24 protein-coding genes are annotated in these 20,428 nt (G+C 56.3%); 14 read left to right on the top strand and 10 right to left on the bottom strand.

Annotated elements, in window-relative coordinates; all coding sequences use genetic code 11:
- Positions 1-101: 101 nt before the first annotated feature.
- The 3 genes from rimO (at position 102) to SynPROS91_RS10615 (ending at position 4,535) form a co-directional block, all read left to right on the top strand.
- Complete coding sequence (gene rimO, locus SynPROS91_RS10605) at positions 102-1,499, top strand: 30S ribosomal protein S12 methylthiotransferase RimO (protein ID WP_186516667.1); 1,398 nt, start codon at positions 102-104, stop codon at positions 1,497-1,499.
- A complete protein-coding gene (locus tag SynPROS91_RS10610) occupies positions 1,496-2,725 on the top strand; it encodes an MFS transporter (protein ID WP_186516669.1) in 1,230 nt (409 codons plus the stop codon). Before rimO ends, SynPROS91_RS10610 begins: the two co-directional genes overlap by 4 nt.
- Before the next feature lie 235 nt (positions 2,726-2,960).
- The gene (locus SynPROS91_RS10615; protein WP_186516671.1) at positions 2,961-4,535 is read left to right on the top strand and encodes a B12-binding domain-containing radical SAM protein; all 1,575 of its coding nucleotides are present in this window, start codon (positions 2,961-2,963) and stop codon (positions 4,533-4,535) included.
- Between the two features lie 4 nt (positions 4,536-4,539).
- On the opposite strand, the gene SynPROS91_RS10620 is transcribed toward SynPROS91_RS10615, so the two are convergent.
- The 4 genes from SynPROS91_RS10620 to SynPROS91_RS10635 form a co-directional block, all read right to left on the bottom strand.
- Positions 4,540-4,938 (bottom strand): DUF4346 domain-containing protein, encoded by a 399-nt coding sequence (locus tag SynPROS91_RS10620; protein ID WP_186516673.1) that lies wholly within the window; start codon positions 4,936-4,938, stop codon positions 4,540-4,542.
- 24 nt (positions 4,939-4,962) lie between these two features.
- Positions 4,963-6,144: a GNAT family N-acetyltransferase gene (locus SynPROS91_RS10625; protein ID WP_186519724.1), complete on the bottom strand. Its 1,182-nt coding sequence runs from the start codon at positions 6,142-6,144 to the stop codon at positions 4,963-4,965.
- Between the two features lie 243 nt (positions 6,145-6,387).
- On the bottom strand, positions 6,388-7,044 hold the full coding sequence (locus SynPROS91_RS10630; protein ID WP_186516675.1) for a dihydrofolate reductase family protein: 657 nt from the start codon (positions 7,042-7,044) through the stop codon (positions 6,388-6,390).
- A gap of 27 nt (positions 7,045-7,071) precedes the next feature.
- On the bottom strand, positions 7,072-7,992 hold the full coding sequence (locus SynPROS91_RS10635; RefSeq protein WP_186516676.1) for a 6-carboxytetrahydropterin synthase: 921 nt from the start codon (positions 7,990-7,992) through the stop codon (positions 7,072-7,074).
- Positions 7,993-8,044: 52 nt separating this feature from the next.
- Between SynPROS91_RS10635 and SynPROS91_RS10640 the strand changes: the two genes are divergently transcribed.
- Positions 8,045-8,659, top strand: coding sequence for a shikimate kinase (locus SynPROS91_RS10640; protein WP_186516679.1), 615 nt, complete (start codon positions 8,045-8,047; stop codon positions 8,657-8,659).
- On the opposite strand, the gene SynPROS91_RS10645 is transcribed toward SynPROS91_RS10640, so the two are convergent.
- Positions 8,616-8,876, bottom strand: a complete 261-nt coding sequence (locus tag SynPROS91_RS10645; RefSeq protein WP_186516686.1) for a chlororespiratory reduction protein 7 — start codon at positions 8,874-8,876, stop codon at positions 8,616-8,618. The two genes, SynPROS91_RS10640 and SynPROS91_RS10645, sit on opposite strands and share 44 nt — an antisense overlap.
- A gap of 25 nt (positions 8,877-8,901) precedes the next feature.
- Between SynPROS91_RS10645 and SynPROS91_RS10650 the strand changes: the two genes are divergently transcribed.
- Complete coding sequence (locus tag SynPROS91_RS10650) at positions 8,902-9,663, top strand: DUF6816 family protein (protein WP_186516688.1); 762 nt, start codon at positions 8,902-8,904, stop codon at positions 9,661-9,663.
- Here SynPROS91_RS10650 and SynPROS91_RS10655 read toward each other — a convergent pair.
- A complete protein-coding gene (locus SynPROS91_RS10655; RefSeq protein WP_186519726.1) occupies positions 9,575-10,300 on the bottom strand; it encodes a glutathione S-transferase family protein in 726 nt (241 codons plus the stop codon). The genes SynPROS91_RS10650 and SynPROS91_RS10655 overlap by 89 nt on opposite strands.
- Before the next feature lie 58 nt (positions 10,301-10,358).
- Here SynPROS91_RS10655 and SynPROS91_RS10660 point away from each other — a divergent pair, with 58 nt between their 5' ends.
- From SynPROS91_RS10660 to SynPROS91_RS10680, 5 genes are read left to right on the top strand one after another with little or no spacing between them, the layout of a single operon-like run.
- Positions 10,359-10,568 carry a DUF751 family protein gene (locus tag SynPROS91_RS10660; protein WP_186516690.1) on the top strand — a complete coding sequence of 70 codons (210 nt, stop codon included), beginning with the start codon at positions 10,359-10,361 and terminating at the stop codon, positions 10,566-10,568.
- 2 nt (positions 10,569-10,570) lie between these two features.
- Positions 10,571-10,975, top strand: a complete 405-nt coding sequence (gene rbfA / locus SynPROS91_RS10665) for a 30S ribosome-binding factor RbfA (RefSeq protein WP_186516692.1) — start codon at positions 10,571-10,573, stop codon at positions 10,973-10,975.
- Complete coding sequence (locus tag SynPROS91_RS10670; protein WP_186516694.1) at positions 10,972-12,612, top strand: glycoside hydrolase family 3 N-terminal domain-containing protein; 1,641 nt, start codon at positions 10,972-10,974, stop codon at positions 12,610-12,612. The genes rbfA and SynPROS91_RS10670 overlap by 4 nt, the downstream gene beginning before the upstream one ends.
- 40 nt (positions 12,613-12,652) lie before the next feature.
- Complete coding sequence (locus SynPROS91_RS10675) at positions 12,653-13,861, top strand: glycosyltransferase family 2 protein (protein WP_186516695.1); 1,209 nt, start codon at positions 12,653-12,655, stop codon at positions 13,859-13,861.
- The gene (locus SynPROS91_RS10680) at positions 13,858-14,667 is read left to right on the top strand and encodes a uroporphyrinogen-III synthase (RefSeq protein WP_186516697.1); all 810 of its coding nucleotides are present in this window, start codon (positions 13,858-13,860) and stop codon (positions 14,665-14,667) included. Before SynPROS91_RS10675 ends, SynPROS91_RS10680 begins: the two co-directional genes overlap by 4 nt.
- On the opposite strand, the gene SynPROS91_RS10685 is transcribed toward SynPROS91_RS10680, so the two are convergent.
- Genes SynPROS91_RS10685 through zds form a run of 3 tightly spaced genes read right to left on the bottom strand, consistent with a single transcriptional unit; the run spans position 14,646 to position 17,083 of the window.
- The gene (locus SynPROS91_RS10685) at positions 14,646-15,149 is read right to left on the bottom strand and encodes a hypothetical protein (RefSeq protein ID WP_255439767.1); all 504 of its coding nucleotides are present in this window, start codon (positions 15,147-15,149) and stop codon (positions 14,646-14,648) included. The two genes, SynPROS91_RS10680 and SynPROS91_RS10685, sit on opposite strands and share 22 nt — an antisense overlap.
- A 1-nt stretch (position 15,150) precedes the next feature.
- On the bottom strand, positions 15,151-15,606 hold the full coding sequence (locus SynPROS91_RS10690; RefSeq protein ID WP_186516699.1) for an SRPBCC family protein: 456 nt from the start codon (positions 15,604-15,606) through the stop codon (positions 15,151-15,153).
- A gap of 4 nt (positions 15,607-15,610) precedes the next feature.
- A complete protein-coding gene (gene zds / locus SynPROS91_RS10695; protein WP_186519730.1) occupies positions 15,611-17,083 on the bottom strand; it encodes a 9,9'-di-cis-zeta-carotene desaturase in 1,473 nt (490 codons plus the stop codon).
- 113 nt (positions 17,084-17,196) lie between these two features.
- Between zds and SynPROS91_RS10700 the strand changes: the two genes are divergently transcribed.
- From SynPROS91_RS10700 to SynPROS91_RS10715, 4 genes are read left to right on the top strand one after another with little or no spacing between them, the layout of a single operon-like run.
- Positions 17,197-17,589: an iron-sulfur cluster assembly accessory protein gene (locus SynPROS91_RS10700; RefSeq protein ID WP_186516701.1), complete on the top strand. Its 393-nt coding sequence runs from the start codon at positions 17,197-17,199 to the stop codon at positions 17,587-17,589.
- 50 nt (positions 17,590-17,639) lie between these two features.
- Complete coding sequence (locus SynPROS91_RS10705; RefSeq protein WP_186516703.1) at positions 17,640-18,068, top strand: hypothetical protein; 429 nt, start codon at positions 17,640-17,642, stop codon at positions 18,066-18,068.
- Between the two features lies 1 nt (position 18,069).
- Positions 18,070-19,272: a lipid-A-disaccharide synthase-related protein gene (locus SynPROS91_RS10710; protein WP_186516704.1), complete on the top strand. Its 1,203-nt coding sequence runs from the start codon at positions 18,070-18,072 to the stop codon at positions 19,270-19,272.
- Complete coding sequence (locus SynPROS91_RS10715) at positions 19,273-19,548, top strand: hypothetical protein (RefSeq protein ID WP_186516706.1); 276 nt, start codon at positions 19,273-19,275, stop codon at positions 19,546-19,548. It begins immediately after the preceding gene.
- On the opposite strand, the gene SynPROS91_RS10720 is transcribed toward SynPROS91_RS10715, so the two are convergent.
- On the bottom strand, positions 19,484-20,428 hold the full coding sequence (locus SynPROS91_RS10720) for a TIGR01777 family oxidoreductase (protein ID WP_186516708.1): 945 nt from the start codon (positions 20,426-20,428) through the stop codon (positions 19,484-19,486). The two genes, SynPROS91_RS10715 and SynPROS91_RS10720, sit on opposite strands and share 65 nt — an antisense overlap.

Below are 20,428 nucleotides of genomic sequence, written 5' to 3' on the forward strand. Positions count from 1 at the left end.
ATTACCGATGATTTTGGCAGCAAAGCGTGAGCAATTCAGCGTTTAAGCATGGGTGTCATCTGTTCATCCGCTCCTAAAGTGGGGGATTGCAGGGTCATGCCATGGCCGGGGACGCCAAAACAGGCAACAGCCTCTCGGAACGGCCCACGGTGGCCTTCGCCCATCTGGGCTGCGAAAAAAATCGCGTGGATACGGAGCACATGCTCGGACTTCTCGCGGAGGCAGGCTACGGGGTGAGCAGCGATGAGAACGACGCCAACCTTGTGGTGGTCAATACCTGCAGCTTCATTCAAGACGCCCGCGAAGAATCAGTACGAACCCTTGTGGGACTTGCAGAGCAAGGCAAGGAGCTGATCATTGCCGGATGCTTAGCCCAGCATTTTCAGGACGAGCTCCTGGAGTCGATACCAGAGGCAAAAGCGATCGTGGGGACCGGCGATTATCAGCACATTGTGGAGGTGCTGCAGCAGGTAGAAGCGGGCGAGAGAGTGAAGCGCGTGAGTGAGACGCCAACCTTTGTGGCAGACGAAAACCTGCCCCGTTATCGCACCACAGGGGAAGCCGTTGCCTACTTGAAGGTTGCTGAAGGCTGCGACTACCGCTGCGCGTTTTGCATCATTCCCCATCTCCGCGGAAATCAACGCTCAAGAACGATCGAATCGATCGTGGCTGAAGCCCATCAATTGGCAGCACAAGGGGTTCAGGAATTGGTCCTGATCAGTCAGATCACGACCAACTACGGCCTGGACCTTTATGGCAAGCCCCGCCTTGCCGACCTTCTCAAGGCACTTGGAGACGTGGAAATCCCTTGGATCCGCGTGCATTACGCCTATCCCACGGGCCTCACCCCAGACGTTCTTGCGGCCTACCGAGATGTTCCCAACGTGCTGCCTTATCTCGATTTGCCGCTTCAGCACAGCCATCCTGAAGTCTTACGAGCGATGAATCGCCCTTGGCAAACCGATGTCAATGAAAGATTGCTCGATCAGATTCGCGAACAACTCCCTGACGCGATCCTTCGCACCACATTGATTGTGGGATTCCCTGGCGAAACAGAGGCCCAATTCGAACATCTGGCCGGTTTCTTAGAACGTCAACGTTTCGATCACGTTGGCATTTTCACCTTCTCGCCAGAAGACGGCACGGCTGCGGCAACACTCCCTGATGCAGTACCTGACGACATTGCCATCGCGCGCAAGGACAAATTAATGACCTTGCAACAGCCCATTTCAGCGGCTCGTAATGCCTCCTGGATTGGCAGAACCGTGGATGTCTTAGTGGAGCAACACAATCCCTCCACCGGAGAAATGATCGGTCGATGCTCCCGATTCGCTCCAGAAGTGGATGGGGAAGTACTCGTACAACCTGGGGATAACGGCCTGCAAGTGAATCCGGGAACCATGGTGCCTGTTCAGATCACCGGAGCAGACATCTATGACCTCACCGGCAGGGTTGTTGGCGCTTCGCACATGGTTGCTGCAGCACGCGCTGCGACGTGAACAGAGGCCCCAGCTGGCATCAACGTCAACGCACTATTTTTCTTCTTGCCTCTGGCTTGAGCACAGCTGGATCCTTTGCTGGGCTCACCGCAAAGGGCTGGATCCTGATGAGTGGCACAGACAGCGCCATGTTGCTCGCTCTGCATTTCGCCGCACTCTCTCTACCAACTCTGTTGGTCAGCGGTCCTGCTGGTGTGCGAACAGACCGAATCGGATGCGAGAAGGTTCTGATTCAGGCGCAGTGGGCATTACTTGGAGCAGGCCTGCTTGGTGCCCTCTCCATTCCTCTCTTTGTAGGAAACGCCCAAGTGGCAATGCTGCTGGCCAGCACACTGCTCATGGGTATTGCTGGCGCCTATGAACTCACCGCGCGCAACAAATACTGCGCTTTGCTTGTGGAGGAGCCGCAGAAACTAGCGCCCTACCTCACCAGCTTTTCAGTGGTTTTCAATGTCGGGAAGCTAGTAGGCCCGCCCTTAGGCGGCTGGCTGGTGGCTTTCACCGGTCCCACCACGGCTTTAACCCTCGATGCCCTCACTTATGTGCTCCCCATTGCCAGCGTGATCTGGTTGTTGAAGCCCATCAGATCTCTCGAACAACTGAGCAGCAATATGAATGCCGCCACATTGAAGTCCGCTTGGCAGGAGTGCGGTCCGATGTTGAGGCATGTACTGAAATTCACCGGCTTGATCTGTGTTGTTGGCTTCTTTCACCCAGGCCTGGCACCACTCATTGCCGCAAACACCCTTGGGCCCAGTCCCCAAGATCTTGGTCTCTTCACAAGTGTGCTGGCCGCAGGAAGCATCACCGGTGGGATCGTTTTACAACGCAACAGCCACAAATTCAGCAGCCGTCCTAGCCTCACGCTGGGTTGTTTTGCGTTGATTACAGCGGTGGCTCAACTTGGGATGGCGAGCAGCACATTGATTCCGATCGTGCTGCTGATGGTTTGGCTTATTGGCGCTGGAACCGCTGGTCTTCTCAGTAGCGCCAATTTGATCACCCAGGTTGGCTCGAAGCAGGTGATCAGAGGCCGTATGGCGGGGTTAAGCCAAATCGCTTTTTTGGGTGGTGGAGGCTTAAGTGGCTTGATCGCAGCTCAGCTCACGATCACCCTTGGACTCCAAGCAACGTTTGCGATTGCAGGGGGAATTGGCCTGATTCTCTCCATAGGGGAGATCTGGCGTCGCGGTGGGATGACAATGAACGTGGTCAAATCAGCTTGATGCCGCGCAAAAGAGTGCTGAAAGCAAATGCTGCGACCAAACCAGCGCCCACAAGACCCAAATAGATAACGACGCCCATAAAAGACACAGGTTGAAGCAACCATTAGATCAGAAACCCTGCCGAGATGCGTACAAACGCGCTTAAGCTTGTAAGCATCGAAATCTTCGGATTTAAAACCGGTCTGCATTGAGGGTCGGCCGGCTTCCACGAACGCTTAGCTCTCCCGATACCACCATGCGCACTCTTTTCGTCTACCCCGTATTCCCCAAAACGTTCTGGAGTTACGAAAAAATTCTGGAGCTGGTCAACCGAAAGGTGTTGCTGCCGCCTTTAGGCCTGGTCACCGTTGCAGCCCTACTTCCCCAGGAATGGGACATGAAGTTGGTGGATCGCAACGTGCGCGAGGTGACCGATGCCGAATGGGATTGGGCAGAACTGGTGGTGATCTCAGGAATGATCGTCCAGAAGGACGACATGAAGCAGCAGATCAGCGAAGCAAGGCGTCGTGGGATCCCTGTGGCGGTGGGAGGCCCTTACGCCAGCTCAACCCCTGATGCTCCGGAAATTGCGGACGCCGATTTCAAGATCTTGGATGAGGGGGAAATCACTCTTCCCTTGTTTATCGAAGCCATCCAAAGGGGTGATAGCAGCGGTCGATTTAGCGCAGAAGGAGAGAAACCAGATGTGACCTCCACCCCAATTCCTCGCTTTGATCTGCTGCAGCTCGATGCCTACGACTCAATGAGCGTGCAGTTCTCTCGCGGATGCCCGTTTAATTGCGAATTTTGCGACATCATCGTTCTCTACGGCCGCAAACCACGCACCAAAACGCCTGAACAGTTGGTTGCTGAATTGCAAGCGCTTTATGACCTGGGATGGAGACGCTCGATCTTCCTGGTTGACGACAATTTCATCGGGAACAAGCGCAACGCGAAGCTTTTGCTTCCCGAAATCAAAACCTGGCAAGAAGACCGTGGCTACCCATTCAGTTTTGCAACTGAGGCCTCAGTTGATCTAGCTGATGACGACGAAATGATGCGAATGATGCACGAAGCACGCTTTGAAAGTGTGTTTCTGGGAATTGAGACTCCAGACGAAGCCAGTTTAGAAATTGCGAGAAAAGTTCAAAACACTCGCAATCCCCTTGATGCCGCCGTTGACCGGATTACAGCAAATGGCATTCGGGTTATGGCTGGATTCATCATTGGTTTTGATGGAGAAAAGGATGGTGCTGGTTTACGGATCGTAGATTTCGTGACCCGTACAGGCATCCCCGCAGCAATGATGGGAATGCTTCAAGCCCTTCCCCAAACAGCCCTATGGCATCGCCTTGAGAAAGAAGGTCGCCTAATTCAAGACGAATCGGCTGCCAAAGGCGTGAATCAAACGAATTTGCTTAATTTCAAACCAACCAGGCCCATTCGTGACATCGCCAATGAATATGTCGAAGCATTTTGCACGCTCTATGAACCCAATGCCTATATGGATCGGGTTTACTCCTATTACTTAAAGATGGGTGCTCCGCGCTGGAAAGGCACCAGCAAATTGCCAACCTGGACTGATGTCAAAGCACTTTCGATCGTGATCTGGCGCCAAGGTCTGAAACGCGATACTCGCGGGCGCTTTTGGCGCTATCTCTTTGGAATGGCACGCAAGAATCCAGCCATGCTTGAGCAGTTCATCGTTGTACTGGCGCACAACGAGCATTTCATGGAATACAGAGCGATTGTGCAACAGGAGATTCGTGAGCAGCTGGAATCACTGCCACCAGAAGAACCCAGCAACTCGCGCGAGCTTCAACCTGTTTGAAGAATTAATCCTGAACGTAAGTACTTCCGTCCCGCAAGCACTGTTCAGCCTTCTGAAGTTCCCGGCCTAAATACAACGCATGATCTAAACGGCTAAGGGGATGGTCTACTTCCCCTTCGCTTAAATGAATCCCCACCTCTTTTGCAGTGCGCCCTCGCCAAATGGCCGACGGCGTTCTCGGACCATCCTGGCGGCAAGCGATCACTTCCCCGGAGTCGGTATCTCGTGCAATGCCTTGCTCATCGATCGTGTTGACATAGTGCTCAACAACCAATTCAGCGGCAGCAACATCCACTCGAATCAAGAAATAACCCAACGGATCCAAAGCTATAAAACGCTGCGACAACTGATCATCCAGCTGAGCACACGCGTTTCGGTCAATGGCGGTGTTGATCTGGTTCAATCTGGCAGCGATGCTCTTCTCAACTTACAGAGCAAGTGAAGGCGTCTCTTTTCGAAAAGGCAGCTCAGCATTGATTGCCTCAATCTCCTCGAGCATCAGTGGATTGACCGTTCCGAGCCAGCCACGAATCAGGCCATCCATCTGGGGTTCATACCAGCGGTGGAGGCTGGTATGAGGTCGGGCCACAAACCCACGCCTTCGTTTATGGCTCCCTCCTGCTCCTGGATCAAAACTCTTCAGTCCTTGCTTTAGAGCCCACTCGATCGGGGCGTAATAGCAAACCTCAAAATGCAAACAATCAATCTCTTCATTGCTGCCCCAGTAACGGCCCCAGAGCGACGCATCATCGTGAACGCAAAGTGACATGGCTACTGGCTCATGGGGGTTGCCGCGATGAGCACTAAAGAGAACTATCTGCTCACGCAACGAGTTCGTAGCCAAAGCATCGAAAAATGATTCGTCGAGGTATTTACTACCCCACATCCCCCAACGAGCACAGTGCTGTTGATAGAACCGATGCATGCATTGCATCAAGGGAGGGTCGAGGTCCTCACCAGACAGAGGCGTGATCTCAAGGCCTGCTTCACGGACTGCCTTACGCTCTCTTTTGATATTGCGGCGCTGATTAGCATTAAATCCTGCTAAATAGTCGCCAAAATTTGTCTGACCATCGGATGTCCAAAGACTCTGCTGATTCAACCAAGAGGCGCAACCTGCCGCTTCTGCTAAAGGACGCCAGAGCGGATCTACATAGAGAAAGTTGCAGCTGAGGATTCCATTATTACGAGCGAAGGTATCAATTAACTCCAGCATGAGTTGAGTCAATGCCGCAAGATCTTCATCTGCAGCCACATGAAAGCGATAGCCCTGTACCGGGCTTACGGGGCTCATCCCAATCAACTTTGGGTAATAACGAAGACCAAGATCGCCAGCGAGTCTTGCGAACGCTTGGTCAAACACAAATTCCCCATAGCTGTGGCCCTTGAGATAAAGCGGCGCGACCGCACAAAGATGGTCCTCTCCACGCCACAGGGAGAGGTGCAGTGGCTGCCATCCCTGGTTGGGCGCCACGCTCCCAGAATCCTCAAGGGCAGCGAGCCAATTCCAGCGATAGAAGGGAATGACTTCAGGACCAAGCAACTGCTCCCACTGCTGTTCGGGTATTTCCCGAATCGAGCGATGCCAACGAGCCTTCAGGGATGCCATAACCGGCGAAGACAACGGCGAAGATCAAGACCCTAACCAGTGAGAGCCGTCGGAGTCACACTGAACGCAGGCCAGTTCTATCCAACCTGCTGTGAGCCATTTAACCCCACGAAAAAAGCGGGTGGTTTTAACGTTCTTGGCGCTTAGCTTGATGCTCAGCGGAGGTGCACTCCAAGCAGGAGTACTGGAGCCGTTGCTGCAAATCATGCGTCCAAAACAGGATGTCCCCCTAAGCGAGCTTTTTCAGCGACTGCGTCCATAACGAACCACAAGCTCATTGCCGCTCAGTCGCTCGGCCGATAACAGCGTCCAAGCGTCGGGCTGCGCGAGCGCCGCTGGCATGCTGCATCCATCGATCGGAATCCAGCTGAACCGACCTCCCAGAAGGCATGGGCTCAGGGTGAGCTGCAGCTCATCCACTTGATCGGCTTCCAATAACGATCCGCAGAGGCCCGCCCCTCCAAGAAGAACAAGGCGATGAAAGCCCAATGCAGCGAGCTCAACCAAGGTGCTCTCCCAAGACGCTTGCAACCGATGAGTGGTGGAGAAACCATCCACTGACAACCGATCTGGGGTCAAGAGATGACGCTCAATCTCTTGTTGAAAAAACGGCCACTCCAGACAAAAATCTGGGCGGCGACTCACCACGAGAGCCGTTGGCTGCAGGGGCCGTCCGTCTTGCTTGCGCTGAGCCAAAAGCTGTTGCTCATGAATCAAACAAGTGCAGCGGTGGGCCCGCAGTGTTCCTGCACCGATCAGGACAGCATCGGACCAAGCCAAAGCCTGCTCAAGCACGTGCCTATCACCAGCACCGCCCAGCTGAGCGGCCCCTCCAGAGGCAGGTGCAAGCCGTCCATCCAGGCTGACGGCTAGAACCAGGCGAACCGACGGTCGCTCCACGTTGAAACAGCCTCAGTTGAAACAGCCCTAGCCGTTCACGACGGAATGCATCGCTTCGGGCATCGCGTTGAGTGCAGGAGCTTCGGCGTACACCTCAGCAGCGTTATTAGGACTCTCCTGAAGCCGCACCTTGTGAAGCTGAGCGCCAATGGCGCGCACAGGAGTGGTCAGTCGATCAACGATGTGAAGAGCAATGTTCTCAGCGGTAGGAACACATTCGGCGAAGTGGGCAACGTCCTTGTTGAGGAAGGTGTGGTCAAAAGGCTCAACGACCAGATCGCTCACGAGACGCTGAAGCGCTGCTAAATCGCAAACCATCCCAGTGCGGGGATCAATGCTTCCGCGAACAGTCACATCCACTAAATAGTTGTGGCCATGACCATGGGGTCTGGCACATTTGCCGTAGATCTGCTCATTTTCCTCTTGGCTCAACTCTGGTCTTGCCAGACGGTGCGCAGCGGCGAAGTGAGTGCGGATGGTGAGATAGGCGTCCATGGTTTGTCCGAGGTAGTCGGCCCACAGGCCTGATGATTCATAGAGGCGCAGCGCCACAAGCGGGAGCTGATTGGCCAACCGAGACCAGATGATCCGAACAAGAGCTTCGGTGGTTGGCAGGCAACCCTCCGAACTGGTGACATCGAATTCTGGCCAAGCCTCATTGAGGAAGCGGAAATCGAGTTGTTCAGTGATCTCCGAACGAATCGCATGCTTCACCTCAGAGAGGTTCAGCACCATGCCGTTGGCGTCGAGGCCACCAGCCATGGAAACGATCAATTCGTAATTGTGTCCATGGCCAGGGGCCATCGCACACGATCCAAAGCGGGCCGCATTGTCATCAGCACTTAATTCCGGCAACCAATAACGGTGGCTGGAGCTGAAGCAGGCTCGGCGGGTGATGACACAGCCACGACCTTGGCCGTGCGGTGCCGTCGTGATGGCATCAGTCATGACGTGGTCTGACCAGCGATCATCCTAGTGAGTTCACCCACCTGCCGAACCGATGGCTGACGGCGCGACCACGACACCACACCCTTTGAAGGCCCGTCTGGGCGGCCGCAACCTCTACCTGGTCGGAATGATGGGAAGCGGCAAAAGCAGCACAGGACGCCCATTAGCTCAACGACTGGGCTATGGCTTCGTCGATGCCGATGGAGTCGTGGAAGCGCTGGCTGGCCGCCCGATTCCCCAAATCTTTGAGACTGATGGTGAGCAAGGGTTCCGAGCACTCGAGAGTCAGGTGCTGCAGGCCATTGGCGAGCGCCATTCGCTCGTGGTTGCGACCGGTGGTGGGGTGATCACACAACCAGAAAACTGGGGCGTTCTGCATCAAGGGATCGTGATCTGGCTTGCGCCTGAACGGGACCAACTTCTGGCGCGTCTGCTTGCGGATCCAGGGGCAAGGCCACTGCTTCAGGAGCGCGATCCTGGCGCGGCTCTAGATGCGCTCCTTGAAGCTCGGACCCCTCTTTATGCCGAGGCCGATTTACGGATCAAGGTGGGCGACGAAACGGTCAATGCTGTGACAGAGCGCATCCTTGAGGCCATCCCTGGCATTCTCAAACCCCATGAGCTCATGTTCCAGGCTCCAAGCGCACCGCAAACCACTGAAGATTGAACCCTGGAGCCAATTCGAGATCGCACGCCGTATCCAACAGCCTTTCTGCGGCAGCAGATGAGGAGCCAAAATCACGCAAATCACTAGGTAGCACTGACATGTTTTCCAACTGCTCCGTCAGCCATGTCAGGGTGTCGTCGGAACTGAGCAGTTGTTCTGGCTTGCCCGGTTCAAGCACTACATAGTGATCACAAGCACGGATGAGGGGATCGGACATAACTCGGCCACTGCTGGCACTGATCATGGCCGTGCTTCTTCTAAGTGGGCCCTCAAAACCGGCCCTAGCGGACAACACCCAAAATAATCAGCAGCTCGAAGCCCGCCTAGAAGCATGGCCAGCCTGGTCGGATCCTGCTGCTCTGCCGCGGCCACGAGCCAAACAGGATTTGGTCTATCCAGATTGGTTTGAAGGGCTTTGGGAGGTGGAAAGTCTTGATCTTTTGGCGAATGGAACGGTGGACGAAAGCGTGCCCCCCTTGCAGCATTTGGCCCAATTTCAGCTCAATCAGCAGAAGGATGTGGTGGGGAATCGACCGTTTAATGCCAGAGCTGTTGGACGGGCGCTCTTAGGCCAGCAACTCATCAGCGTGGAGCAAGCCCCTCATCAAGTGAACCGTCAGCTCGCTCGACTGAGCGACGATCGACTGCTGGAAACGACCGTGATCGGGAGGCAACAAACCTCGATCCACGCCGCTGCCTTTCTGAGTGATGAGCTTGTTCTCCAGGTCATGCATGGGGCAAGAGCGCCAAGGCTCAGCAGGATTGAAACCCTGAGTCGCTATCAACCCTGCCCAGACGTGCCAACCGCTGAAATCATCAGCCGAATCTGTGTGGAGCAATGGCAGCAAACCTATCCAGCTCCCGGGGAAGCCAGCACATCTTTTGTGCAACGAGCAAGCCGTTACAAGCTCACGCTCACACGGCAGCAGGATCCTGCTGAAACACGCGAGCCTCAAGTTGGTCGCGCCATTCAAACAAAGGCTGAAGGCGGGGATGATCACTGAGACCAGCAACGCCGCGGCCAGCCAATTGAGACCCTGCAGAAGCGGGGAAGCGCAACAGGGATAGCTGCGCCGCCACTGCTAAATCGGCCAGGCTGAGGGAATCGCCAACCAAGACGCTGTCCGGAGTCAGACCATCCGCAATCGCGATCAGGTTGTGGAGCATGGCGGAACGCTCCTCCTGGCCAAACAGCTCATTGACCCCACTCAGCCAACCCGTTGGCACTCCAGTCATCACCTGCCGAATCGGGCCCGGTACGTCATCAGGCAAAAGGGCCGCACGCAGATCAGGATCATCCACCGCTGCCTGAAGCAGAGCCGCGCGGACGGATCCTGCCAGGGTTGTATCGGCCCAGTCTTCGATCAAATGACTCTGGGCCACAGCGCGAGGGTCCTTTGGGAAGAGCGGCGGCTCGGGCTGCAGCTCGTCCAAGTAACGACAGATCGCGCTGGAATCTGCCACCACCGTATCGCCGTCCACGAGCACCGGAACTTGCCTTTGCCCTGACAAACGAAACACGGCAAGTTGACCGATCCCAGGAGTGACCTCCACTTCTCGAAAGCTCAAACCTTTGGCATGCAAGGCCATTCGCACCTTGAGGCAGAAGGCGGAATGACGGAATTGATGCAGCTCAAGCATGACCGTCTTTGCCATAAGCCGGCAGAGTAGCTATCAGATTCATTTCACTGCCAGGACCATGCGCGAGTTTTTCGTCAATGTGACGCGTTACCCGCGCTATCTCATTGCCTTCACTCTTGGAGTGCTCAACTCCGTTGCCGAGCCCCTAGCTCAGCGGCGCAGCAATCCCGTCACCGCAGTTGCTCTGATCGGGGCTTTGATTAGTGGCTTCATCACCCTGAGCCTGGTGCTGCGTGCCATGGTGACTACTACAGCACCACTGAGCTGACGATGGCCCAGGGACGTCGAGTTGAACGGGTTGCCGCCTTGATCCGCAAGGAAACCAGCGAGCTGCTCATCAATGGGATCCGTGACGAGCGGGTCCATCAAGGGATGGTGAGCATTACCGAGGTGGAGGTCAGCGGCGACCTTCAACATTGTCGAATTTTCGTCAGTGTCTTCGGCGAACAAGCGCAAAAAGACGAAGTCATGGAAGGCCTTGAGGCAGCAAGAGGCTTCCTCCGTGGAGAGTTAGGCCGTCGGTTGCAAATGCGCAGAGCCCCTGAAATCGTTTTCAAGCTCGATCTCGGAATTGAGAAAGGCACCACCGTGCTCCATTTGCTTGGGGAACTCGGACGGGATCGGGAAGAACGAGGAGACGTACCGGAAGGAACCGACCTCCCAGACAATCCATGAATGCAGGCGAGATCCGTCAGGCCGTCGCTCAATTGTTGGTTGTGCGCGCCAGCGGTCATGCCACAGACAAGCAAAGGCGATACCCGCGCTGGGAGCTCAGCAATAACGAGTTAGAGCAGCTGTTAGGCGCTGGGGTCGGGGGGGTGATCCTTCTCGGTGGAACAGCCACAGAGTTGCAACAACGCTGCCGCACATTGCAACGCTGGGCTGGGCAACCCATCCTGTTATGCGCCGACGTTGAAGAAGGCGTTGGCCAACGCTTTGAGGGGGCCAGCTGGCTTGTGCCACCAATGGCGCTCGGACGGCTCCATCGGAGAGCTCCACAACAGGCCGTGCAGCTTGCGGAAAACTACGGACGTTGTTGCGGCAATCAGGCAAAGCGCTGCGGGCTGAATTGGGTGCTGGCTCCGGTTTGCGATGTGAACAGCAACCCCGACAACCCCGTCATCAACGTGCGGGCATGGGGAGAAGATCCACACACCGTGGGGGAGTTAACAGGAGCCTTTCAGCGTGGACTGGCCGCTACAGGTGTCTTGGGCTGCGCCAAGCATTTCCCTGGGCATGGCGACACCTCCACCGACTCCCACCTGGACCTTCCTCTGCTGCAACACAGTCGCGAACGCCTAGAGAGCCTTGAACTTCAACCGTTTCGCACCCTGATCGAGGAGGGAGTCAGCAGTGTGATGACCGCCCATCTGCTGATTCCAGCGTTAGATAAACAGTGGCCGGCCACCCTCTCCGCCAACGTGCTCACCACGCTTTTACGAGTTGATCTTGGCTTCAAGGGCCTTGTTGTCACCGATGCTTTGGTGATGGAGGCCATAGCGGCTCGCTACGGAGCAGGCGAAGCCGCAGTGCTGGCATTCGCGGCAGGCGCTGACCTCATTTTGATGCCGGCCGATGCCGTGGCTGCCATCGACGCCCTCTGCGCTGCACTCCGTTCGGGTCGTGTGCCGATGGCCCGTCTTCATGACTCTCTGGAACGCCGCCAGGCTGCTGTGCAGTCGATCCCGATGACGCTCGATTCAGGCAACAACGACCACAAGATCGAAAGCGCAGAGGAAAGATCCCTCACCTTGGAGCTCGTGACACATTCGCTGGAGATCTCCAACTCTTCAACCGCCAAAGAGTCAACACAGCCCAACCCCATCGATGGCATCAACCTGATCCGGGTGGATGGTGTTCTTCCCTGCCCGATGCTTTCTGCGGATGCCCCTGCAATCCTTTTTCCCAAGAGGCTCGGATTCCAATCTGTGCTGAGTCATCCCCTCGGGATTTCTCCGTGGACAGATCCTGCAGAGCCTCTGGCGCCTCTGGCGATCGATCGCCTCGGGCAAGGGCCTCTGCTCCTGCAATTATTTGTGCGCGGCAATCCATTTCAAGCCAACCGCAGCATTCGGGAACCCTGGGCTGACGCCATCAAACAACTGATTGACTTGAACCGATTGTTTGGCTTGGTGGTCTACGGAAGCCCCTACGTCTGGGAGGCCCTGAGCGCACTCCTGCCGAGCTCAATTCCAGCGGGCTATAGCCCGGGGCAAATGCCTGACGCACAGCAACAGTTGCTTGAACGTCTATTGAATCCGGATCCGTCGCCAGCTCTATCCAGGTTGGGCAGCAATGAATTCACCGACTGAACGGGCCTAGCCTCTGCCCCAGACGTGCCTAACCAAGACCATGCTCAGCCTGTCGATGATCGTGCGAAACGAGCAGGAGCGTCTGGGGGCCTGCCTTGACTCCGTGAAGGCCTTCACCGACGAAATGGTCATCCTTGACACGGGCTCTACCGACAACACGATTGCTATTGCAAAAGCAGCTGGTGCCCGGGTCGAACAGTTGCCTTGGCCAGGCGATTTCGCTCCAGCACGCAATGCCGCCCTGGACTATGTAACCGGCGACTGGGTGCTCGTGCTTGATGCGGATGAATGCCTAAGAGCTGAAGCGATCCCTGCTCTCAAGGCGCTCATGGCCCAGCCGGATGTGCTGGTCATCAATCTGCTGCGCCATGAGCAGGGTGCTGCGATGGCGCCCTATTCCAGTGTGAGTCGCCTCTTTCGCCGCCATCCCCGCATCCGCTGGAGCCGCCCGTATCACTCGATGGTGGATGACAGCGTGCGCGAACTGCTCCAGGACGAATTCCACTGGCGCATTGCAGCCTGCCCAGAGCCAGCCCTACTTCACGACGGTTACCGGCCCGAACAACTGCAAGGAACGGATAAGGCAGGCCGTCTGCGCCGGTCCATGGAGGAATGGCTGGAACAGGAGCCTGGACATCCCTACGCCTGCGCCAAGCTCGGGGCCCTCGAGGTGGCGGATGGGGATCGGATTCATGGCATCGCCCTTCTGCGCGAAGGGCTAGCCAACCTTGGCGAGGGTGATGAGAACGCTGCAGAGCGCTACGAGCTGTTGCTCCATCTGGGTATCGCCTTGAGCTCAGAGGACACCGACCAGGCAATCGGGTTCTACAAACAAGCCTTGGCGCAAGCTTTGGACGTTCGTCTTGGCCTTGGCGCCAGGCTGAATTTGGCCGCCCTGCTGCTCCAGACCAACAAGATCGAAGAGGCCATCCAACTGACCACAACAGCGTGCCAGCGTGCTCCTGAAGTGGCCCTTGCCTGGTACAACCTGGGGCTGATGCAACGCCGCAAGGGTGAGATCAAGGATGCGTTGCAGTCCTATGAACGAGCGATCAGCCTGGAACCCAACCATGCTGAATGCCATCAGAACCTTGCTGTTGCCAGGCTGGTCGGTGGAGACATCGACGGAGCGAGAGCATCATTCCGTGAGGCGATCGCCCTGCTCAACAGTCAGGGGAAAGGCGACCAGGCCAGAGCCTTGCACGATCAAGTGAGCGGGCTGGTGAAACTGAATGAGGTGAATGCATGATTGCTGGAGGCAGTCCCGGTCTGAAAGGACGCACCATCGTTGTCACAAGGGCTCGTGAACAACTGGGAGAAGCCCGAAAGCTTTTAGAGCAGCAGGGTGCCAGGGTCCTCGACCTGCCGGCTTTAGAAATCGGCCCTCCTGATGAATGGGGACCTCTGGATGATGCCCTGGCTGAATTGAATGAATTCCACTGGCTGGTCTTCTCCAGTGCCAATGGGGTGCAGGCCGTTGATGAACGCCTGCAGCTCCAAGGCAGCAGCCTGGGTCGTAGGCCTGCTGGGCTCCGTATTGCCGCTGTGGGACGCAAAACAGCAGGGCTGCTGGACCAGCTGGGTGCTCCCGCTGATTTCGTGCCACCTGACTTCGTGGCCGACAGCCTGATCGAACACTTCCCTGTTTCAGGTTGGGGGCTCAGACTCCTGCTGCCGCGGGTGCAAAGCGGAGGCCGCACGCTGCTCGCTGAAGCCTTTGGTGAAGCGGGTGCCAGGGTGGTGGAAGCGCCTGCCTACGAATCCCGCTGTCCAGCGGACATGCCAGAAACCACGGCCACGGCTTTGGCCTCAGGGAAGGTTGATGCGATCACATTCAGCAGTGGGAAAACCGTTCTCCATACGGCTTCACTGCTTGAGCAAACACTGGGAGCTGAGACAGCAGCCCGTGCCATGAGCTCGATCGCACTTGTGTCGATTGGGCCGCAGACCAGCAAGCGTTGTCTGGAACAGTTCGGACGGGTCGACCAGGAAGCCAACCCCCACGATCTCGATGGTTTAACCCAGGCCTGCCTTCAGGTGATGCAAACCCGCTGAGACTGCCCGGACTGATGCACGGTTAGGCAGCCTGTGCGGATATTGATGGCTTGGACCTCAAGGTCCATTGGGAAAAGCTGTTGAGCCTCGCCAGGGCAACGGCCGCCTGCCCCCAAACAAACCACTCCCGATCCTTCCCCAGTGCTGATCAGTGCACGCACCTGATCAGCCACAGAGAGCACACCTAGGAGCTTCCAGTCCCGTTCTCCCGAGGCACCAAGCTCGGGCCCAGACGTACGTTTCGGGAAAGGTGCAAAAGGATCATTGCGTCCCTCTGGAACCGCGACAAGAACCTCATTAACACTGGGCAAAATGGTTAAGGCCGTTGCTGGTGGCTGCGGCACAACCTTGGCCTCAGGCAACACCAAGGGGGTTTCGTTAACGCGATTGGATTGGGTTGCATCCGTTGGATCAGCGGAACATCCACCGATCAATGCCCCAAGCATCAGCGTTGAAAGAGCAACGCGCGAGGCTCGCCCCAACTCAAGGCTCCGTCCGTGGCGTGTAACCGCTTTCCACCAAATCCCTAAAACGATCAAGGTTTGCCTGGAGCTCCTTGGTGACAATCCCTCCCAGAATGCTCGGTTCCAGCAGCGGTGCCAAGACTCCGGGCAGTTCGTAGCCGACGCTCAACTTCACCGCTGTGACTTCAGGCTGCTCTTGATAAAAACGAACACCACCTTTGGTGGGAAGTCCCCCCACCGATTCCCACAGCAGTTGCTGCTGATCAATGCGGCTGGTAATGCGCGCTTTCCATTGAAAACGGAAACCTTGGGCTGCCAGGGTCCAATCGGTGAGATCAGGGTCCTCTCGGGTTTTGACAGATTCGATCCAGCGCATCCAGCGAGGCATCGCTTCGAGATCACTCCAAACAGTCCAAACCTGCGCGACAGGTGCTTGAACTTCGGTGATGACGGTGTGGTCAAGCCAGCGTCCCATCGGTTCAGGCCACCGCGGTGTTGGTGGCCAGCTTCGCGGACGTGCCAAGGATGGCTGCGGCAGCAAGATGACCACTCATCGTGGCTCCCTCCATCGAATCGATGTAATCCTGTCGGGTGTAACTACCAGCAAGGTAAAAATTGCTGATCGGTGTGCGTTGATCAGGGCGATACGGCTCCATGCCAGGTGCTTCTCGGTACAGAGACTGGGCCAACTTCACAACATTGCTCCAAGTGAGGTTCAAGTGCTGGGCTGATGGGAAAAGGTTGCGCACCTGAGCATCGGTATGGGCAACGATGTCACTCACTGATTTTGGAATCCAGGGATCACCAGGCGTCAGGACGCACTGCAACAACGATCCTTCCCCTGGCTTTAGATAGTCCTCAGGACTCGCCAATGCCAAATCAGCGAAACAACTGAAATCTGCGTCAGCGGTGTAGAGCAAATTATTCAAACCAATCGGATTAGACAGATCCGTTCGACGAGTATCGGCGAGATCTCCTTCGGCCAATTCCGTCACCCAACCGTCGTATCTCAACTGCACCGTGGCCACAGGAACAGCTTCTAAGCGATGAATGGCATCAAATTGCTCATGCTTACGCCATGCATCGGGGAGAAGGCGCTGGATCCCCGGAACATCACAGGCTGCCAGGTACACATCAGCCTGAACATTGCACTCACCCTCGGGAGTGCTCAAGGTCAGGGACGTCACCTTCGGGGTCTCACCTTCCTCGTAATGCACCTCCTTTACACGGTGGCGAAGATGCAACGTGGCGCCGCGTTCCTGGATGTACTCCAAAATTGGCCCAGTGAGCCATCGATGGGGTGAACCCTTCAGCAAATTGAGCTTTGAGGCTTCTGTCTTGGACGCAAACATCATGAAGATGGTCAACATGCATCGCGCCGAAATGGCTTCGCAATCGATGAAGCCCAAGGCGTAAGCAATCGGATTCCACATTCTGCGAATGCTCTCCAAGCTGCCGCCATGGCTAACAAACCAGGTCTGAAAACTCACTGAATCCAAGGCGCGAATCGTGCGCATCGCTCCTTCGTAATCAACGAGACCTCGAACAATTGGACTCGTGCCTAAGGCCAATGCATTGCGAAGCTTGTCTACCCAGGTCAGCTGCGGAGTTGTGAAAAAGGCCTTGAGGCCATTGAAAGGAGCACCGATCGGGAAACGAAAATCAAGTTCGCGCAGATCACCTCCGCTATTCACGAACAAGTGCGTGTGCTCTTTTGGCAGGAGATTCTCAATCGCACCCACCTTGCGCATCAGCGCAAAGAGGTTCGCGTAATTGAAAAAGAACACATGCAATCCCATCTCGATGTGATTGTCGTTTTCGTCCACCCAGCTGCCGACCTTGCCGCCCATAAACGGACGCGCTTCGTACAGATCGACTTTGTGACCTGCATCCACGAGGTCGACGGCAGCGGCTAGGCCGGCCAGTCCTGAGCCCACAATCGCGACCTGCACCAGCGCTTCTACCAAGAATTCAATGACTCTATGAATCCGAACGCCTTAACTGCTTTAAGCAAGAGACGCGTGGGTTCAATACAGTGACGTCAGGCCAGCTGGACTCTTGACTCATGACCACCTCCACCCCCAGTACTGCGACCCACACAGCCAAAGGTGGAAAAGGCATTCAGATCACGGATCCAGCGATGCTTCAACTCTCGAAGCTCTGCAGAGAGCAAGGCGATGAGCAAATCCTTCGTGTTGGCGTGCGCTCCGGTGGGTGCAGCGGAATGAGCTACACCATGGATTTTGTGCCCGCCTCTGAGATCGAGGAAGGCGATGAGGTGTACGACTACTCAGCCCCCTCTGGTGCTGCGTTTCGGGTGGTCTGTGACCCCAAAAGCCTCCTTTACATCTATGGCATGCAGCTGGATTTCAGCACTGCCCTGATTGGGGGTGGGTTCAACTTCACCAACCCCAATGCCACCCAAACCTGTGGATGCGGGAGTTCCTTTGCAGTCTGAACAACACCGCGTGGGAATCTGTTGACAATTTCTAGAGATCAGAATCAGCGATGGAGTCCCAGGAATCTCAGGAATCCAGCCTGTTCGAGCAGGCCATGGCCCGTTATCAAGATGGAGCGCCGGCGGCCGATTTGATCGATGATTTCGTCGCGATCACCGAAGCCGCACCCCGTCAATCGTCAGGCTGGACTTGCTTGGCTTGGCTTCTCTTGCTCTGTGACAAGCCAGAGGATGCGCTGCGTTCTGCTCGGTTGGCGGTAAAGCTCAACAGCCAGGATCCTCAGGCAAGGATCAACCTCACCCTGGCCATGCTTGAGACCAAAGCGAAGGGAGTTCGTGATCAAATTGCTGTGGTGCAACAGGTCTTAGCTGTTGCACCCGAAATGGGAGATGAGCTGAGAGAGTCCATCAACGATGGCTTTAAACGTCGGCCGGACTGGCCCGCCCTTCTCAAAGTGAAGAGTTGGTTGGAGCTCTGAGGTGGCTCGGCTCCTGCTTCTAAGCAATGGTCATGGCGAAGACCTATCGGGTGCTCTGCTTGGGCAAGCCTTAAAAGCGCAGGGGCACGACGTGGAAGCTCTTCCCTTGGTGGGTCGCGGCAATCCCTACAGCGAAGCAAGCATCCCGCTCGTCGGTCGCACGCGCGAATTCAGCACTGGTGGGCTTGGCTACACAACGTTTCGCGGGCGCCTCACGGAGCTGATCCAGGGCCAGGTGATCTATCTCCTCAGGCACCTCCTACGGCTGATTCGTATCGCCGGCCGTTATGACTTAGTGGTAGTGATCGGGGATGTGATCCCCGTGATGGCGGCATGGCTCTGCCGGCGACCAGTTGCAACGTATTTGGTGGCTTACTCCAGTCATTACGAGGGTCGACTGCGACTTCCATGGCCCTGCGGAAGCTGCCTCAAGTCGCAGAGGTTTCAAGCGGTGTTCAGTCGAGATGCCCTTACAGCAGAAGATCTCAGCGAACAGCTGAAGCGGGAGGTGGTGTTCGTTGGCAATCCTTTTATGGATTCTGTTTTAAGCCGCAGCAATTGCCTGCCCTACGCCAAAAGACGTCTTGGACTCTTGCCCGGCAGCCGTAGACCAGAACTTGAAGACAATCTGCTGCTGCTTCTGGGCGTGATCGAGCAGATCCCGATCTCGCAGCACAGCCCTGGTGGCCTTGAAATCGACCTGGCACTCGTTGGAGCACTGGGAGATGACCACTTGGGAAACCTTGCCCAGTTCCATGGCTGGTCTCTTGTGCTGGGGCAAGGCAGCGTTCCAGCACGGTTAGAGAAGGGCGGGCGTCAGATTCAAGTGAGACGGAAGGGTTTCAGCTCCGTGATTCTCGGCTCAGACCTCTTGCTGTGTATGGCCGGCACAGCTGCAGAGCAGGCCGTGGGCATGGCCAAGCCAGTGCTGCAACTCCCTGGCCAAGGCCCTCAATTCACCGCTGGCTTCGCGGAAGCCCAGCGCCGGTTGCTTGGTCCAACCGTTTTTTGTGCTGCCCCCCCTTGTAAAGGAGAAGAGCTTCTCAAGGCAACAGCCAAACTGGCGATCGAGCTGCTGGAACGAAGCGTGAATGATCCAGACCTGCGTCGTGAGTGTCGGGAGCAAGCGATGAAACGGATAGGACCCCAAGGAGGAAGCAGCAAAATGGCTGGCTTGATCAGTGGGCTGATGCAAAAGAGCTAGATGAACTCAAAGAACATTGAACCCCCATGGAAACGCTGGCTGGATCGGCTGCTTGTTCTGGATGTATTTTTGGTATTGGGAGGTGCGGTTTGGTTTGCCGTGGCCGTCATCGCCGATGGGCAAGGCTTGACAGCGCCCATGCAGCAATTTCAACGGCTCTGGGATCCCCTTTTCACCCCAGCGATTGGGCTACTCATGGCAGCCGCGCTGATCAACGGCCTGTGGAGCTGGTGGCAGCGTCAAATGCAGCAGGCAGCTCAGAAAAATGACAGCTGAAATCCAACGCTGCTTGACGCGCTGACTGGACCCGCTGTCCTTCCAGCACCACCCGCGCTCCATCGCCAAGCAATAATTTCAAGAGCGGTCCTGGGACAGGAAGCAAGCTGGGACGCCCCAAACAACGACCGAGGCCTGCTGAGAACGTGGACATCGTGACCGGTGAAGGAGCCACTGCATTCACTGCTCCCGACCAAGCATCGTTCTCCACAGCGGCAAGGATCATCCGACACAGATCGCTGCGCTCAATCCAACTCATCCACTGGCGGCCTGTTCCAATCGGTCCACCGAAACCGATCCGAAAGATCGGCAGCATTTTGCCTAGCGCGCCACCATCGGCCGCCAGCACGATCCCTATGCGCAACACCACCAATCGAGTGGCGTCAGGCTTTTCCGCCGCTACCGCTTCCCAGCGTTGACAGAGCCCAGCAAGCACGTCGTTGCCACAAGGGCTGGATTCTTCAAAGCACTCGTCTGCACTGGTTCCGTAATAACCAACAGCGGAGGCATTAATCAACACGTCTGGAGGCTGTGCCAAATCTGCCATCGCCTTCACAAGCTGACGTGTGGTCTTCAGGCGACTGTCTTCCAACAATTGAAGATGCGTTGACGTCCAACGCTTCTCTGCAATCGGTTCGCCTGCCAAGTTCACAACGCCTTGCGCTTGCGCCAATGCCTGCTGCAGAGGGCTGGAAGGCTCCCAACTGATCGAATCGGCTGGATTGCACTGCACCCACGACAAACCTGCGAGGCAACTGGCAGGAAGTCCAGCCGGAGCTGACCTGCGACTCACAATGGTGAGATCGTGCCCAGCGGTTTGGAGCATGGGAACCAAGGCACGACCGACCAGTCCGGTGCATCCGATCAGCAAAAGGCGCAT

It is taken from the genome of Synechococcus sp. PROS-9-1, from assembly GCF_014279775.1.
Classification (GTDB): Bacteria; Cyanobacteriota; Cyanobacteriia; order PCC-6307; family Cyanobiaceae; genus Synechococcus_C.

Excerpts from the sequence above, each read along its gene's own strand:
- SynPROS91_RS10680 (WP_186516697.1), top strand. The coding sequence starts at position 13,858 with ATGATTGCTGGAGGCAGTCCCGGTCTGAAAGGACGCACCATCGTTGTC.
- SynPROS91_RS10670 (WP_186516694.1), top strand. The coding sequence starts at position 10,972 with ATGAATGCAGGCGAGATCCGTCAGGCCGTCGCTCAATTGTTGGTTGTG.
- SynPROS91_RS10650 (WP_186516688.1), top strand. The coding sequence starts at position 8,902 with ATGGCCGTGCTTCTTCTAAGTGGGCCCTCAAAACCGGCCCTAGCGGAC.
- SynPROS91_RS10705 (WP_186516703.1), top strand. The coding sequence starts at position 17,640 with ATGGAGTCCCAGGAATCTCAGGAATCCAGCCTGTTCGAGCAGGCCATG.
- SynPROS91_RS10660 (WP_186516690.1), top strand. The coding sequence starts at position 10,359 with ATGCGCGAGTTTTTCGTCAATGTGACGCGTTACCCGCGCTATCTCATT.
- rimO (WP_186516667.1), top strand. The coding sequence starts at position 102 with ATGGCCGGGGACGCCAAAACAGGCAACAGCCTCTCGGAACGGCCCACG.
- SynPROS91_RS10675 (WP_186516695.1), top strand. The coding sequence starts at position 12,653 with ATGCTCAGCCTGTCGATGATCGTGCGAAACGAGCAGGAGCGTCTGGGG.
- SynPROS91_RS10690 (WP_186516699.1), bottom strand. The coding sequence starts at position 15,606 with ATGGGACGCTGGCTTGACCACACCGTCATCACCGAAGTTCAAGCACCT.
- SynPROS91_RS10645 (WP_186516686.1), bottom strand. The coding sequence starts at position 8,876 with ATGTCCGATCCCCTCATCCGTGCTTGTGATCACTATGTAGTGCTTGAA.
- SynPROS91_RS10635 (WP_186516676.1), bottom strand. The coding sequence starts at position 7,992 with ATGACTGATGCCATCACGACGGCACCGCACGGCCAAGGTCGTGGCTGT.
- SynPROS91_RS10700 (WP_186516701.1), top strand. The coding sequence starts at position 17,197 with ATGACCACCTCCACCCCCAGTACTGCGACCCACACAGCCAAAGGTGGA.
- rbfA (WP_186516692.1), top strand. The coding sequence starts at position 10,571 with ATGGCCCAGGGACGTCGAGTTGAACGGGTTGCCGCCTTGATCCGCAAG.
- SynPROS91_RS10720 (WP_186516708.1), bottom strand. The coding sequence starts at position 20,428 with ATGCGCCTTTTGCTGATCGGATGCACCGGACTGGTCGGTCGTGCCTTG.
- SynPROS91_RS10625 (WP_186519724.1), bottom strand. The coding sequence starts at position 6,144 with ATGGCATCCCTGAAGGCTCGTTGGCATCGCTCGATTCGGGAAATACCC.
- SynPROS91_RS10640 (WP_186516679.1), top strand. The coding sequence starts at position 8,045 with ATGGCTGACGGCGCGACCACGACACCACACCCTTTGAAGGCCCGTCTG.
- SynPROS91_RS10655 (WP_186519726.1), bottom strand. The coding sequence starts at position 10,300 with ATGCTTGAGCTGCATCAATTCCGTCATTCCGCCTTCTGCCTCAAGGTG.
- SynPROS91_RS10715 (WP_186516706.1), top strand. The coding sequence starts at position 19,273 with ATGAACTCAAAGAACATTGAACCCCCATGGAAACGCTGGCTGGATCGG.
- SynPROS91_RS10615 (WP_186516671.1), top strand. The coding sequence starts at position 2,961 with ATGCGCACTCTTTTCGTCTACCCCGTATTCCCCAAAACGTTCTGGAGT.